Below are 16,218 nucleotides of genomic sequence, written 5' to 3' on the forward strand. Positions count from 1 at the left end.
TATGGATAAAAAAACAGCCTCCGGGCGGAGGCTGTTGCAGAACAGGTACGAAAACGGATTAACCCATCGCGCTTTCGCGCAGGCTGGCTTTCAGCTTGGTGTACTCATCAATCACATACTGTTCGGCGGCGCGCTGATCGGCAATGCGTTCAACGTTAACGGCACAGTACTTGTACTCCGGCGTTTTGGTAATCGGGCTCAAGTTCTCGGTTACCAGCTCATTACAGGCCCCAATCCACCATTGGTAGGTCATGTAAATCGCGCCTTTGTTTGGACGATCGCTGACTGCCGCACGGGTAATGACCCGACCTTTACGCGAGTTCACCCACACCAGCTCTTCATCCTGGATGCCCAGGCGTTCTGCGTCGGCGGTGTTGATCTGGGCATAGCCCGGTTCATCCGCCAGCGCGGCCAACGCCGCACAGTTACCGGTCATCGAACGGCAAGAGTAGTGGCCGACTTCACGCACCGTTGATAGTACCATTGGGTACTCTGGGGTGAGTTTGTCGATTGGCGCTACCCAGTCACAAGTGAAGAACTGCGCTAGGCCGTTCGGGGTGTCGAACTTCTCTTTGAAGAGGTAAGACGTCCCCTGGTCGGCATCGGAGGTGTCGCGGCAAGGCCACTGGATATAACCCAGTTCGCCCATCTTCTCGTAAGTGGCACCGTAGAAATCCGGGCACAGATGACGCAACTCGTCCCAGATTTCCTGGGTGTTGTTGTAGTGCATCGGATAGCCCATACGGGTGGCGATTTCACTGATAATCTGCCAGTCCGTTTTCAGATCCCACTTCGGCTCAACGGCTTTAAAGAAGCGCTGGAAGCCACGGTCAGCCGCGGAGAATACGCCTTCATGCTCACCCCATGACGTAGACGGTAAAATAACGTCTGCGGCAGCGGCGGTTTTGGTCATGAAGATATCCTGTACGATGACCAGTTCCAGATCCTCAAAGCCTTTACGTACCGCGGAAAGCTCAGCGTCGGTCTGTAATGGATCTTCACCCATAATGTAGGCCGCATGAACTTCGCCATGGGCCGCACGGTGCGGCAGCTCGCTGATGCGATAGCCGGTATGTGCAGGCAGGCTTTCCACGCCCCAGGCTTTGGCGAATTTCTCGCGGTTCGCCGGATCTTTCACGTACTGATAGCCCGGATAGGTATCCGGCAGCGCGCCCATATCGCATGCGCCCTGAACGTTGTTCTGGCCACGAACCGGGTTAACACCGACGCTTGGCTTACCGAGATTACCAGTCAGCATTGCGAGGCTGGTCAGTGAACGCACGGTTTCCACGCCCTGATAGAACTGGGTAACACCCATGCCCCACAGGATGGCCGCACTTTTCGCCGTGGCATACATACGTGCAGCCTGACGGATATCGTGCGCGCTCACGCCCGTGATATCTTCGACGGACTCCGGCGTGTAGCCTTCGACAATCTTGCTGTACTCTTCGAATCCTTCCGTACGCGAGGCGACGAACGCCTGGTCGTACAGTTTTTCTTCGATGATGACATGACCCATAGCGTTAAGCAGCGCGATATTCGAGCCGTTTCTCAACGCGATGTGCATGTCAGCAATACGCGCAGTTTCAATTTTGCGCGGATCGCAGACGATAATTTTCGCCCCGTTACGTTTAGCGTTAATCACGTGATTCGCCACGATCGGGTGGGAATCCGCCGGGTTATACCCGAAGATGAACACTAAATCGGTGTTATCAATTTCATTGATAGCATTACTCATTGCGCCGTTACCGACCGATTGGTGCAGACCTGCAACCGAAGGGCCGTGTCAGACGCGAGCGCAGCAGTCAACGTTATTGGTACCAATAACGGCGCGCGCGAATTTTTGCATTACATAGTTGGTTTCGTTACCCGTACCGCGAGATGAACCGGTCGTCTGAATAGCGTCCGGGCCATACTTCGCTTTGATGGCGCTCAGGCGATCGGCGACGTAATTAAGCGCTTCATCCCAGGAAACGGATTCCAGTTTGCCGCCACGCTGGCGACGGATCATTGGGGTTTTCAGACGAGGGGTCAGGATCTGGGTATCGTTGATAAAATCCCAGCCATAGTAGCCCTTCAGACACAGGGTACCCTGGTTGGTTTTCCCCTGCGCCGCTTCAGCCCGGACGATTTTGCCGTTATCGACCACCAGGTTGATTTTGCAACCTGATGCGCAATATGGGCAAACCGTGACGACTTTTTTCATCGGTCTCGCTCCAGTTAATCAAATCGCGCATACGCGCTTGTCGCTTTAGTTATGCATCTTTTATGCCATGTTTTTATCAGGGGCATTCATCGATATTACGGGCGAATTTTGCGCAAAACCCTGACGAAAAACAGGCTGTCGTCATATTTGACGTGACGAATCTCCAATACGTGACGCCCCGGCAGTGTGACCGAGGTTATGTTTCCCACACATCCTTGTGCCTTATCGCTGTCACTCTGGGCAGAATCAATCACACTCATTTAAGTTGGCCAGAAATGGGGAAAAACAATGAAGCCAGCCATACTGGTTGTGGATGATGACGTGGCGGTCTGCTCGCTTTTACAGGATGTGCTGAGCGAACACGTCTTTGCAGTGACCGCTTGTCATACCGGGCAAGAGGCGCTGCGTTGCATTGATATTCAGCCGGAGATCGCGCTGGTGTTATTGGACATGATGTTGCCCGATATCAACGGTCTGATGGTGTTGCAGCAGGTGCAAAAGATGAGGCCCGGACTGCCGGTGGTGATGCTGACCGGGCTTGGCAGCGAGTCGGATGTGGTGGTCGGGCTGGAAATGGGCGCTGACGATTACATCGGTAAACCGTTCAATGCGCGGGTGCTGGTGGCGCGGGTGAAGGCGGTGCTCAGACGCGTCGGTGTGTTAACACCCGAAAGCAGCGGCCCACAAACTACGGGGTTATCCTTTAATGGCTGGCATCTGGACACTGCAGGTTGTCAGTTACGTAATCCTCAGCAATTGAAGGTGGACCTGACACAGGGTGAATACAGTTTGCTGCTAGCGTTGGCACAGAACGCCCGCCGGGTGCTCAGTCGGGAACAATTGCTGGAACTGACGCGCAGCGATAGCGTTGAGGTGTTTGACCGCACTATTGACGTGTTAATCATGCGATTGCGGCGAAAAATAGAGATTAACCCGCATCAACCGATGTTGATCAAAACCCTGCGCGGGCTGGGCTATGTATTCGCCGCCGACGTGCAGCATCACGACAAGGCGGCGTAAACGCCTTATCCGGCCTACAAAAGCGATAACGACCTCGTAGGCCTGATAAGCGTAGCGCATCAGGCAACAGCCATTCCGGCTTTTAACTCTGCCAGCGTCTTCGCGCCGTCTATCGCATTGGCGCACAGCAAGCTTGCCCGCGCACAGGCGTGTGCCAACCTGACGCTGTCCGTCAGCGACCAGCGCTCATGACAGCCATACAAAAATCCGGCGCAAAACGCATCACCCGCCCCGACGCTGCCAACGATCTCCTCCTGCGCCAGGTACTGCGATGGGATCCAGACGCCCGGCAGATCCGGCGCTTCACCCCAGGCACCTTCCGGACAGTGAATAACCACCCGCTGGCGTACGCCTGCACCCAATAATTCGCGCGCGGCGGTAGCGATATGCGGGATATGCAGCTCGCCGTTGGGCTGGCGGATCTCCAGCCCGCTGAACTCTCCGGCTTCCAGCTCGTTAATCACCAGATAATCGAGATGGCGCAGGGCGGGCATCACCAGCGGCTGGTAGCGCGGGTCGCCCTTGCGTGAGACCAGATCCAGCGATGTTTCAAAGCCGTTGTCGCGCATTTGCGCCAGCAGCCGAGCGCTACGCGTGCCGTACTCTTCATCTGGCATGTCCAGGCTGTCGAGCAGCAGCAGATATCCCAGATGGAAGATTTTCATCGAGGTATCCAGTTGCTCAAAAGCGGGCAGATCCAGCAGTCTGTTGGCACCCGGCGAGTGAAAAAAGGTGCGCTGACCGCTCGGGTCGGTCATCACCTGCGACATTGACGTAGGGGCTGATGTTGTGCGCTGAACATGCTGGCGATTAACGTGATACTGTTCCAGCATCGCCATGATGTAATCGCCATCGCTGTCCTTGCCAATTAAGCCCACCGCCTGCAGCGGCAATCCGGTGTGCATTTTTGCCAGTGTCAGCAGCACGTTCAGCGGCGCACCGCCCGTGGCGCGTTCGCTACGGGTGATTTCCGCCAACCAGCCGCGCTCCGGCCACTGCACAATCTGATGTACATGATCGACCAGCATGTTGCCTGCGGCGATAATGCCTTTACGTTCCATCAGATTTGCCCCGCGCTGCCAAAAATACGCATCTGTTCTGAAACGGTATCAGTAATGGCCTCTTCAATGCCGAGCAGCAGTTCGGCGAATTCGTCGTACAAGGGCTGACGATTCGCCATCCGCGTCTCCACTGCCGATAGCGCCGCCTGCGACATGCCCGTATAAAAGTTGATTTTGTGAATGCCAAGCTCGATTGCCCGACGGAAATCGTCGTCGCTGATGCCGGAACCGCCGTGCAGTACCAGCGGGATCGCCGCTTGCTGGCGAATGGCGTCCAGACGCGGGAAGTCGAGCACCGGTTCGCCTTTATATTTGCCGTGGGCATTGCCAATGGCGACCGCCAGCGCATCAATACCGGTTCTGTCGACGAAATCACGCGCCATCATCGGGTCGGTGAATAGCGACTCGTCGGCATGACCGTACAGCGCGCCGCCCTCATCACCGCCCACTGCGCCCAGTTCAGCTTCCACAGACACGCCGACAGCGTGGCACATCTTCACCACTTCGCGGGTTTGACGGATATTTTCTTCATATTCCAGCGTGGATCCATCGAACATCACTGAGCTGAAACCTAAGCGTAACGCTCGCACCACCGACTCAAAGTGCAGGCCGTGGTCAAGATTCAGCACTACCGGAATGTCATGTCTGGCGGCTTCGAACTTGACCGCTTCGACCAGAGAATCCAGCGAGATATATTTAAAATGCACTTCGGCGATATTGATGATAAACGGCGAACGTTCCTGCTTTGCCGCGGCAAACAGCGCACGCAGGAAGTGTGAGTCCAGAACGTTAAATGCCCCTAAGGCATAGCGGTGCTCGCGGGCATGGGCAAGCCCATCGGCGAGAGATATCAACGGCATAATGCGCTCCTTGGTTAGCGGAACAGGCGATATTCGTTACACAGCACCAGCAGCGCCGGTTCGTCTTCTTCAATGTCGTTGTAGCGGGAAATCGGTTGCAGAAAATGGTTGTCGTGGTCGTCGTCATTAACAGAAGAGACCTCGCCAACCAGCACGTCGCCAAAACCTTTTTCCGCCCAGAAGCTGTGATACAGGCCCGGCGGCAGGCAGATGCTCTCACCCGGCGTCAGGCGTAGTTGGCTGCCCGCGGCATGGGTTTGTCGACAGCCGTCAATCACCACATTGACGTCGCTGTCCTCCGTTTGTTCTCTGATACCGGCATTCCACAGTTCGACAATCAGATTGCCGCCGCCGCGATTGATAATGTCTTCGCGTTTGCGCCAGTGAAAATGCATCGGCGTGACCTGCGCATCGCGAACATGCATGATTTTCTCGGCGTAGCATTTCTCGTAAGGCATGCCTTTCGGCGAACCATTACGCAGGGTGAACAGCGTTAATCCTTGCGCGGAAAAATTGTTGCCGCCGAACGCGGTGACATCCCAACCGAGCTTAAGGTCGAACACTTCGCTCCAGGCAGCGGCATCAAGCTTGCGCCATTGGGTCGGTGGGAAACTGGCAAAAGGGGGAAGATGCACGTCGTGCTGAGAGAAAAACTGGCGCGTGTGGCCAAGGATCTCGTTTATTGCGGAGCGTTTCATTGATTCTCCTGTGGCTGATAAGATGACCTTTATGCGGCCCTCTCGCAAAGGGAGAGGGAGAAAATCAAAAGCTTTCCCATGGATCAAATGGGATACCATCCGGTTACCTCTCCCTCACAGCAGAACAGGGAATCGTTATATTTTATTGTGTTTTTTTATGGGGTGGTGTGATTCATTCAATAAAATGATAAATGAAAAGAATATTTTTATAAATGTTATTGTAAATCATTGAGTTAATTTGTTCATTTTTTTAGTCACATCTCAGTTTTCTGGAACCATTTGGATGTGAATGCTGGATTGTTACCTCGCGATGAAAAAACGAATGCGGCGTTTTATAAATCTTTTTGTTAAAAAATTAATTTCATTGAATCTAAAATCGCGCCAGTTAATCGTTTATTTATATGCCAGGATTATATTACGTGTTTGACTAATAATAATTAATTCACTTTTCATATTTTTTTTCAGTAAAAAATAACCTTTTTTAGTTATTATTGATATGCTGGCTGGACTTTATTTCTTATGTATTACTTTCTTTTGGTAAGGGATGCGATAATGAAAAAAGGTTCAGGGTTCTATAATCTGGAAGGTATAGTTTCAGAGGAGAGTATAAATAAGTATTTATTCTCCGTAAGGGGCGAGGGTAAGTTAGGGGTGCTTGATGTTGAAACAATTGAAGGTTATGAAAACTTAAGTAAACCATACAGTTATAAAATTACATTCACATCAAAACTAAAAAGCATCCCTCCTGATTCACTTCTAAATATTGAAGGCTCGCTGAAAATCAGAGCACCTAATCATAACTGGAATAAATATATTCAGGGTTCTGAGATGTGGCTATATGAACGACAAATTGAAGGCGTCATTACGTCATTTTCGCTTATTAGCACATCAGCGGATGAATCACTGTACGAAATCAGGCTGGAGCATAAGCTTGCATTACTCTCTCAACGCAAGCGATCGGCTATTTACCTGAACATAAATGTGCCGAATTTGGTCACGCAGCTCCTCAAAGAACATGCTTTTGCCGATTATGAAATCGACTTTGATAATCTTGTTTGTATGTATCCTAACCGGGAAATGATCGTCCAGTGGGAGGAATCAGATTTAGCGTTTATCAGCCGCATCCTGTCAGAAGTTGGGATCTGGTTCAGAATTGAAAATCATCATGCCGTTCCGCACATTATGGTGCTTATCTTCAGTGATTCACAAAGCCGGTACATCTTCGATCAAAAGATTATGCATGCATCTCATGCGGGTCTGACAGCAAATGATTACGCGATCGATAAGCTGGTATCAAAGCACAACGTTGTTTCCGCAGCCGTTAAAGCAAAGAACTTTGACTACCGGCTTGCCAATTCGCTAGTACTCAATGCTGATGCCGAGGAAGCTGAACAGACGTCGACGACGTATGGAATGGATTATCGTTATGCGGATATTCATCACCAGCCGGGATCGAAATTTGCGGAGGAACAACCGGGCGAATCAAGCTGGTTCTACGCCAAACTGCATCACGAAATTATTCTTAATAATCAGTCCGTTTTAAGCGGCGTGACCACCAGTCCGTCGATCGTGCCAGGTATGGTGCTTAACATCGACGGTACCATTCCGCAGGCGTTCACTTCGGGCTTTGTGGTAACGGCAATGCGAGTGACGGGCAGGCGTGATGCAGCCCTGCAATCCCAACTGTTCGGTATTCCTTACAATGAGCGCGTTTGCTTTCGACCGCAGCCATTACCCCGGCCACGTATCGCCGGTACTGTTCCCGCAATCGTTTCATCACCAATAGACAATGACCAATATGCCCACATCGATCTGCAGGGGCGCTATTGGGTGAAGTTTGATTTTGACCTCGACCAGCATAGGCAAGGCTATGAAAGTATGCCCGTTCGTCTGGCGCGAGTTTATGCCGGCGATACTTATGGTCATCACTTTCCACTCATTCAGGGTGCGGAGGTCGCCATTGCGTTTGAAGGTGGCGATCCGGAAAGACCTTTCATTGCTCATGCCCTGCATCATGCACCAAAGCCGGACCCCGTCACCAGCCGCAACAATACCCGCAACGTCATCCGCACTGCGGGTTTCAATAAGCTACGGATGGAAGACCGACGTGGGCAGGAACACGTCAAGCTGAGTACCGAGTACGCTAAAACCCAGCTAAACATGGGCCATCTTGTTGATGCGGGTGGTAAGCCGCGCGGTGAAGGCGCAGAACTGCGCACCGATGATCGGGCAGTTTTGAGGGCCGCAAAGGGAATATTGCTGACGACAGAGGCGCAGCCAAAAGCCCAGGGTCAGCAGCTCGACATGAACGCAGTCGTTCAACAGCTACAGGCTGCCCTTGTGCTGGCAACTTCTCTTCAGCAAAGCGCCCTGACGGCGCAAGCGTTAAACGTTGAAATGGATCAACAGCAGCAGCTTAACGCCGCGCTTCAACAGCTCACCCGCTCGGGGCTGGTGGCCTATGCCGATAAAGGTATGGCTCTGCTCACACCGGAAACCATGGCGCTGTCGGCAAACAAAGATCTGTCGCTGAACGCGGCCAATAACGGCAGTTTTAACGTTTTTAAGAAACTCTCCATGGCCGTCGGGCAGGGTTTATCGCTTTTCAGCAGAGCTATTGGGATCAAAATTATCGCCGCAAAAGATGATATTTCCGTCCAGGCGCAGCGTGGCGAAATGGGCCTGCTTTCTGATAAGCATTTTCATATTCAAAGTATGAACGGCAACGTAACCATCAGCGCCAAAAAGAATATTCAGTTGATGTGTGGAGGGGGCGGTATTCGAATAAATGAAGATGGCTCAGTAAAAATATTCTCTCCCGCCAAAGTGCAGCTCAAAGGCACCACCCTTGACTGGAGCGGGCCGGAATCCGTTAAAGATAAATCCCCCGTTTTTCAGGAAGACCAGTTTCATCGCCGCATTAAATTACATGGTTATGGAAATACGGACGATGTTCTGAAAAAGACAAAATTCAGACTGACTAAGTCCTCCGGTGAAATCATTGAAGGTGTTACCGACGATGAAGGCATGACGCCGTTACTGGATATGACGGAAATGGATGAAATGAAAATGGAGATTTTGCCAAATGAGTAACAGTCCCTTTAATCCGCGAGTCGTGGCGACAGGTGTACAAGGCGTGCCTAAATCCACCGGCGGAAAAATGGCCGTCTGCGAAGTGGCGGTTAAAAACCCTATGCCCTGCATTGTGATCCTTGTTCATGGCGTCAACGATGTTGGCGAGGCATATCAAAATCAGGAGCAGGGGATCATTGCCGGCCTGAATGAACGTATGGGCCGCACGGATATGTATCCGCATGAATGGCATCAGTACAAAATGGATATGGGGGATGGCGAGCAGCAGCAGGTGAAAATGCCCGGGCGCAGCCCGGTGATCCCATTTTACTGGGGATATAAACCTGTTGACCATACAACGTATATTGACGATCAGCGGCGTTATCGTGATGAGCTGGCTAAATCAGGAGACGCCGCAAAACTGCCTTACAACGCCTATCAGGAAGATGACAACACAAAGCTGGAAAAGCTGGGGCATATTCCCCAAACCACCATGAAATTTCAGAATGATAATTTCGGCAACGTGCTGGACGATGTGTACGCCAAAGGCGGGGGGACCTTTGCCAATGCGACAACCACTATTCCGGATATGTTAGGCCCTGGCTCCGGCGGCCTGGCGAATGGTGCGGCAGGATTTGCTTCACTGTATATGAATGGCGGGGATTTTACGCACCCTATTTATGATAACCCGCACCGTATTTATCAGTTTTTTGCCGCGCAGCGGCTGGCCGATTTAATCCTGATGATTCGAAATAATAAACCTACTGAAAACGACCCCATTAATATCATTGCGCACTCCCAGGGAACGATTATTACCATGCTCGCGAATATGCTGGTCAAAGCAGCAGGTGCCGATCCTGCCGATTGTGTGATTCTGAATCACTCCCCCTACGCACTGGAAAAAACGGCTGCTGAAGGGATGACGCCCGGACATCACCAGACGGATCGCGCCCGACAGCAGACGTTTAAAAATTTCTGTCAGTTGATGGCGACAAACGCCAGATATGGCAAGGGGGAATATCATACGCAGGCCGAGATTGATGAATTAGAAGGCGCAATTTGTCTGAGTAAAACCAATTCTCAATGGCGCAAGAATAAACTTTATACCCGTAATAACTTTGGCAAGGTATATAACTATTTTTGCCCTAATGACAGTGTGGTTTCATTACTTAACGTCCAGGGTTTGGGCTGGCGGGGAGTTCCCCATGACATTGCCAGCGACATAGACAATCTGCGCCAGCGGGTTTTCTGCGAAAATGGCCCGGAAATAGGCGGCAGTCCACTGAGCGTGCCTTTTGAAATGCCGGCGTTAAAAAAGGATTGTTTTGATCAGGATACGCTGGCAACCAGACAATATACGTTTGCGGATGTGGTTGTGAATGGTGAGCAGCTCCCCGTCACCTTCAGACATCAGTTACAGGGCGCAGGAAGTCAGTATAAATATTCGATAACACCGGGTTCACCCGATCAGGACATCTCATTTTCGGCAAAAGCCACGGTTACTGCGCGTACTGAGACAGATTTCAGAAATCTCAGCGGCGCAGGTTTCGATTATTTACAGCCGGGCCAGGAATTAACGCCCGCAGAACTCACGATGTTCGCCAAAAAATATGCTAAGCCTTATACCAAAGGCGTTGTCCTGGGCGGGGGATACAATAAGACCGTGCAGCTTATTTATGAGAAAACGCCGGATGAGCTGCAAAAAGAATGGCTGCAATCAGAACAGGTTGGTTACAGCCAGCATTCCTCTATTGTTATGTCGAAAGATGCCCCCGCGAAAACGATGGCCTTCGATCTGGCGGTGGGGATCTGCAGGGCATTTGATCAAGAAAATGGTGAGTTCTGGGTAAAACTACTTCGCCGTGGGGACTGGCGCATGAAGCTTAATGGTTTTCAGGAAGCAGTTGATTATTATAAAACAGGAGTGCTAAATAACAGGAAAACAAAGATATATATGAATAAACCAAATGATATTTTACCGACAGGTGAGTTTGGCGTGGTTAACGAATATTGTCATTCAACATTGGTTCAACCTGCCAGACATAATGAAATATACAATACTGAGACTCCCAATCTGCAATGGGGTATGCCCAAACCACTTAACGTTTAAGGATGAATTATGAAGCTGGGAAATACGGTAAGAGTTATCGTCGGAGTAATTTCACTATGTGTTATCTCTGCCTGTACAAAAAAAACACCCTCACAGGTTATTTATCGTTATGATAATAATCGTTATCTGGAATTAAAAGGCTATAATTGTGAGGGAGCGCTTTGGTATCATGATGTTAGAAAAAGTATCCATAAAGAGATATATGATGGAATATTCGCTTCCTTCAGGATATTCTCGGGAATATATATACATCCATCTGATAAATACATCTTTATTCCTGAATGGGAACCCGGCGCATACACAATATCTAAAAATTATGGACAAACATGGCAGGTAGCATCTTATTTGTCTCCCTTCCAGGGGCAGGAGATAAATTCAGATGGGAATATGGTCGACAGACCGGAAGGAAAAGAAATAAAAAGAGTGGTGGTGGTCAATAACCAGGCGTTTATTACCACCTCGAAAAATCATTTGTATATGAGTTCATACCCATTTGACGACCCGCGTTTAAAGCCGGGTGGTCCGGGTATCGATTATCAATACTTTGATGATACGTATTATCTCTACAGACCAGGCAAGCATAAGTCCAGTGGCGAGTATGTGAATGCCCACATCAGACCTGAATCTCCAGGATATGCGTGGGGTATGGTTATTTTTATGAAAAAAGGACTGGACAATCTTGTTGAGTCAGAAAAAGCAAATTATCAAAATCTGCCGGACAAAGAACCAGAAGTGGTGGGCTATAAGGGCTGGACCCGGATGCACTGCGATATCAATGCAGGGAAATAATCTGCAATGGGATATGCCCAAACCGCTTAACGTTTAAGGATGAATTATGAAAAAGGGAAGTGCGTTAAAAATAATAATCGGAGCATTCTCGCTATGCGCTATCGCTGCCTGTACAAAAAAAACGCCGTCAAAAGTTATTTATCGTTATGATAATAATCGTTATCTGGAATTAAAAGGTTATAATTGTGAGGGGGCGCTCTGGTATCATGATATTACAAAAAATATCCATAAAGAGTTGATTGATGGCAGATTTGCTTCCTTCAGGATTTTCTCCGGAACCTATATTCACCCTTCCGATAGATATATATTCATTCCAAACTGGGAGCCAACGGCTTATCTGATCTCTAAAGACTACGGGCAAACATGGCAGGTGGTAACCTATATGGCCTCTTCCCGGGCGCTGGAGAGAAACTCCGATGGGGTTATGCGTGACTATCCTGAAGGAAAAGAAATAAAAAGAGTGGTGGTGGTCAATAACCAGGCGTTTATTACCACGGCGCAGAATCATTTATATATGAGTTCATACCCATTTGACGACCCGCGTTTAAAGCCGGGTGGTCCGGGTATAGATTATCAATACTTCGATGATACCGACTATCTCTCTATATATACAGACGGAAAGAAAAAATCTAAAGGAAAATATTATTATGGTCATACCCGTCCTGAATCTCCAGGTGCTGCCTGGGGTACGGTGGTGTTTATGAAAGCATCCTTAGCCCATTTAACGGAAGGTTATAAGGCCAACTATCAAAACCTGCCGGACAAAGAACCGGAAGTGGTGGGCTATAAGGGCTGGACCCGGATGCACTGCGACCTTAATGCGGGGAAATAATCTGCAATGGGATATGCCCAAACCGCTTAACGTTTAAGGATGAATTATGAAACCAGGAAATACGGTAAGAATAATTGTTGGAGTGATTTCGCTATGTGCTATCTCTGCCTGTATAAAAAAAATACCCTCGCAGGTAATTTATCGGTTTGATGATAATCGCTACCTGGAGTTGATAGGATATGATTGTGAAGGATATGTTGTTTACCATGACATAAAAAGAAAAATCCACAAATCAATTTATGGCAATCCAATCTATAGAGTTTTCTCGGGTGAGTTTATTCATCCCTCAGAACAGTATGTTTTGGTGCCTGAGTGGGAACCTGGGGCATATAAAATATCTAAAGACTACGGACAAACGTGGCAGGTAGCAAACTATATGGCCTCTTCTCGGGCGCTGGAGAGAAACTCCGATGGGGTTATGCGTGACTATCCAGAAGGAAAAGAAATAAAAAGAGTGGTGGTGGTCAATAACCAGGCGTTTATTACCACGGCGCAGAATCATTTATATATGAGTTCATACCCATTTGACGACCCGCGTTTAAAGCCGGGTGGTCCGGGTATCGATTATAAATTCTTTGATGACACGTATTATCTCTACAGGCCAGGCAAACATAAATCCAGTGGCGAGTATGTGGACGGTCATACCAGCCCTGAGTTTCCAGGTGCCGCCTGGGGAACGGTGGTATTTATGAAAGCATCCTTAGCCCATTTAACGGAGGGTTATAAGGCTAACTATCAAAACCTGCCGGACAAAGAACCAGAAGTGGTGGGCTATAAGGGCTGGACCCGGATGCGCTGTGACATGGATGCAGGGAAATAATATGAAAGGTGTAATCAGACTAAATGACCCGCTGGAAAACGGTGGATATGTGAACAAAGCTTCTGGTAGCAAGTTTATGGGAATCCCTGTTGCTTTAATGGGGGATACTGTTTTTTGTATTGCGCATAAAGGGACCTTTCCCATACTTGATTTTGAACCAACCTGGACAATGGACGGTAGAGGCGTTGTTGTGGATGGGTGTAGGGCTGCATGCGGTTGTGCAATAAAAACCACACTGCCAACGGCGGGGATAAGCAAATGAATAAATGGAAGAGACCAAACAAGAATCCGTATCAGGATGTAGGAAAATTTCCGCTGATTACTATGCTGGTCATTAGCTTTGGTATATTTTTAGTTTTTACAACATACAGTATATTAAATTGGCAGCAGGGAGAAAAAGTTACTGGTGAATTGATATCGATTACATTATCAACCCCGTTGATACTAGTATTAGTGATCTGGTGCGCTGTAGGGATGGCTTACTGTTTTATAGCTTATCCATTTTGTTATGCGGATTTCCTTGAAAAATATGGTATGAATCGATGGCAAAATTGGGCCAGACAGGCGTTACCTCTTTTAGATTACTCATCAATTCTTCCAGTATCAGAGCTGGCGCTAAAGATGCAAAAACTAGAGGGTGAGGCACCTACAGGCGCCGCAACGCCGTTAAGAATTGCTATTGAAGTTGATTCTATGGATGACATCAGAGTTGATAAAGTACTAAGGCAGTTGATCGAGCCACTCAAAAACTCTCTTGTTAGACAATATTCTCCCTTTAAGACCTGGCTATATGTTAAGGGAGCAGATGACTCTATAGGTAATAGCTTCAAAACGGTGCTTGAAAGCTTGAGCGTCCCCAAAGATAAAATTGGGGAAATAAAAATCCTCCATGAATGCCCTGATTATTATTTAATCAACGACTGGATTGGTTTTAATATGTTTGAAAATAATCTAATCGTTACAGTTGAATTGCACAGCGAAAATGACTCTGATTTTTTTGAAAGTGCAAACGCATTTGTTTTCACCGATGACAGGTTCCTTGAAAGTAAAGATACACCATTATATTTATTACGCATGATGGACAGTACACCGTATTATCTCGATGAAATAGTGAATACATATCTCTCCGCTCAGCAAGTGGTAATTGATAAAATTAAAAGGTTATGGTTCAACTCGCTGGATAAACAGTCAAAATTCGTAATATCTGGTGCAATAGAAAATGCAAAAACGGGCATTCTCCCTGATAGCATATATGATCTGGAAACCGTCACCGGGAAAGGCTCTGAGGTTCAGCGCTGGGTCGTATTAGCGTTGGCTGCGGATGCTGCAAAATACGGGCAAGGACACCAATTATTCGCCAGTAAATCTGCAGATACTATTCAATCCGGGATAATCGCGGCTAAATATCCAGGGCGTAAACCTGCTCCTGACATAGCAGACTTCTCGAATTATTGGAAAATTATATCCGCATGCTCAATTATTTTATGGTGTACTGGGTATCTCTGTTTAGTGTCAGAGGAAACCTTCAACATTCATCCCTGGTATTCTATTGTTCCTTTTGTGGTTGGTATATTGGTTATTTTTATAGCGGTATTGTTTTTTTCTATATTCGTGAGTGATAAAATTGAGCAGGAAATGGGTATTTACTATGTTCCATTTTTATGAGGAAAGCGCCCTGACGGGCGCTTATTCTTCAATTTCTTATACTGTCTTTACCGTGGGGAGAGGTATCAGGCGGCCCAGCACTTATTTCACCGTCCAACCCTTATAACTGCCGACGTTGTTTTTATCGATCATCGTCACTGGGATCAGCACGGGTTCTTTCGGGGCGGGTTTCCCCTGCAATATGTCATAACCGATTTCGACCGCTTTGGCAGCCATCACCTGCGGATCTTGTGCCGGAGTCGCCACAAATAGTGAGTTTTCACGCTTCAGTGCTTCTTCACCATCTGGACTGCCATCTACGCCGACAATAAAGAATTCGCTACGCTGCGCCTGTTTTGCCGCCAGATCGGCACCGATCGCCGTGGGATCGTTAATCGCAAACACGCCATCGATCTTCGGATTGGCCGCCAATAGGGCGGTCATGATCTCCAGCCCGCCTTCGCGACTGCCTTTGGCGTTTTGGTTATGCGACAGTACCTTGATGTCCGGGTGGCGTTTAAATTCGGTCTGGCAGCCTTCCACGCGGTTCTGGACGGCGGAAACCGGCGGCCCGTTGATGATGACGACGTTGCCTTTGCCTTTCAGACGGTCGGTAATGTATTTACAGGCCATTTCACCTGCCTGAGTGTTATCGGAAGTAATGGTCGCGTCTGCGCCTTCCGCCGCTACGTCAACGGCGACCACCACAATCCCGGCGTCTTTCGCGCGTTTTACCGCCGGGCCGATGCCTTTGGAGTCGGCGGCGTTAAGGATGATCATGTCGACTTTGGCGGCAATAAAGTTGTCGATTTGCGACACCTGCTGGCCCAGATCGTAGCCGCTGGAAACCAACGTCACTTTGACGTTATCACCGGCCAGTTTGCGCGCTTCCAGCTCCGCGCCTTTGGTGATTTGTACGAAGAACGGGTTGGCCAGATCGCCCACCGTGACGCCGATGGATTTCAGTTCTTTCGCCTGCACAAATGGAGCTGCAGCAAGCAGTGCGCCAGCACAGAGCGCGGTAACTAATGGCTTCAAACGCATACTCGTTTCCTCACGTAGGGTATTGTTGTTATACGCCTGATGGCGCTGCGCTTATCAGGCCT

At 48.9% G+C, this 16,218-nt stretch carries 13 protein-coding genes; 8 read left to right on the plus strand and 5 right to left on the minus strand.

Translation table 11 applies throughout. From position 1 onward, the window contains the following. Positions 1-58: 58 nt before the first annotated feature. Positions 59-2,206, minus strand: coding sequence for a formate dehydrogenase subunit alpha (gene fdhF, locus FDX24_RS12415; RefSeq protein ID WP_137364382.1), 2,148 nt, complete (start codon positions 2,204-2,206; stop codon positions 59-61). 288 nt (positions 2,207-2,494) lie between these two features. On the opposite strand from fdhF, the gene FDX24_RS12420 reads away from it, so the two are divergent. Next, positions 2,495-3,226: a response regulator gene (locus tag FDX24_RS12420; RefSeq protein WP_137364383.1), complete on the plus strand. Its 732-nt coding sequence runs from the start codon at positions 2,495-2,497 to the stop codon at positions 3,224-3,226. 59 nt (positions 3,227-3,285) lie between these two features. Here the strand turns inward: FDX24_RS12420 and FDX24_RS12425 are convergent, their stop codons facing one another. From FDX24_RS12425 to FDX24_RS12435, 3 genes are read right to left on the minus strand one after another with little or no spacing between them, the layout of a single operon-like run. Continuing rightward, positions 3,286-4,290 carry a carbohydrate kinase family protein gene (locus FDX24_RS12425; RefSeq protein WP_137345852.1) on the minus strand — a complete coding sequence of 335 codons (1,005 nt, stop codon included), beginning with the start codon at positions 4,288-4,290 and terminating at the stop codon, positions 3,286-3,288. After that, entirely contained in the window at positions 4,287-5,147 is an 861-nt protein-coding gene (locus tag FDX24_RS12430; RefSeq protein ID WP_061067036.1) for a ketose 1,6-bisphosphate aldolase, read from the minus strand. The genes FDX24_RS12425 and FDX24_RS12430 overlap by 4 nt, the downstream gene beginning before the upstream one ends. A 14-nt stretch (positions 5,148-5,161) precedes the next feature. Further along, complete coding sequence (locus FDX24_RS12435; RefSeq protein ID WP_137364384.1) at positions 5,162-5,845, minus strand: D-lyxose/D-mannose family sugar isomerase; 684 nt, start codon at positions 5,843-5,845, stop codon at positions 5,162-5,164. A gap of 552 nt (positions 5,846-6,397) precedes the next feature. Between FDX24_RS12435 and FDX24_RS12440 the strand changes: the two genes are divergently transcribed. From FDX24_RS12440 to FDX24_RS12470, 7 genes are read left to right on the plus strand one after another with little or no spacing between them, the layout of a single operon-like run. Next, complete coding sequence (locus tag FDX24_RS12440; protein ID WP_137364385.1) at positions 6,398-8,938, plus strand: type VI secretion system Vgr family protein; 2,541 nt, start codon at positions 6,398-6,400, stop codon at positions 8,936-8,938. Beyond that, on the plus strand, positions 8,931-11,027 hold the full coding sequence (locus FDX24_RS12445; protein WP_137364386.1) for a DUF3274 domain-containing protein: 2,097 nt from the start codon (positions 8,931-8,933) through the stop codon (positions 11,025-11,027). Before FDX24_RS12440 ends, FDX24_RS12445 begins: the two co-directional genes overlap by 8 nt. A 9-nt stretch (positions 11,028-11,036) precedes the next feature. Further along, positions 11,037-11,816, plus strand: a complete 780-nt coding sequence (locus FDX24_RS12450; RefSeq protein ID WP_137364387.1) for a hypothetical protein — start codon at positions 11,037-11,039, stop codon at positions 11,814-11,816. Between the two features lie 46 nt (positions 11,817-11,862). Next, on the plus strand, positions 11,863-12,648 hold the full coding sequence (locus FDX24_RS12455) for a hypothetical protein (RefSeq protein ID WP_137364388.1): 786 nt from the start codon (positions 11,863-11,865) through the stop codon (positions 12,646-12,648). Positions 12,649-12,694: 46 nt separating this feature from the next. After that, positions 12,695-13,468 carry a hypothetical protein gene (locus FDX24_RS12460; RefSeq protein ID WP_137364389.1) on the plus strand — a complete coding sequence of 258 codons (774 nt, stop codon included), beginning with the start codon at positions 12,695-12,697 and terminating at the stop codon, positions 13,466-13,468. A gap of 1 nt (position 13,469) precedes the next feature. Next, the gene (locus FDX24_RS12465; RefSeq protein WP_115644036.1) at positions 13,470-13,730 is read left to right on the plus strand and encodes a PAAR domain-containing protein; all 261 of its coding nucleotides are present in this window, start codon (positions 13,470-13,472) and stop codon (positions 13,728-13,730) included. Then, a complete protein-coding gene (locus FDX24_RS12470; RefSeq protein ID WP_048213897.1) occupies positions 13,727-15,133 on the plus strand; it encodes a hypothetical protein in 1,407 nt (468 codons plus the stop codon). The genes FDX24_RS12465 and FDX24_RS12470 overlap by 4 nt, the downstream gene beginning before the upstream one ends. Positions 15,134-15,214: 81 nt before the next feature. Here the strand turns inward: FDX24_RS12470 and FDX24_RS12475 are convergent, their stop codons facing one another. After that, entirely contained in the window at positions 15,215-16,156 is a 942-nt protein-coding gene (locus FDX24_RS12475; protein WP_101742853.1) for an ABC transporter substrate-binding protein, read from the minus strand. Between the last annotated feature and the right edge of the window lie 62 nt (positions 16,157-16,218).

The organism is Citrobacter sp. wls716, assembly GCF_005280975.1.
Lineage (GTDB): Bacteria > Pseudomonadota > Gammaproteobacteria > Enterobacterales > Enterobacteriaceae > Citrobacter > Citrobacter youngae.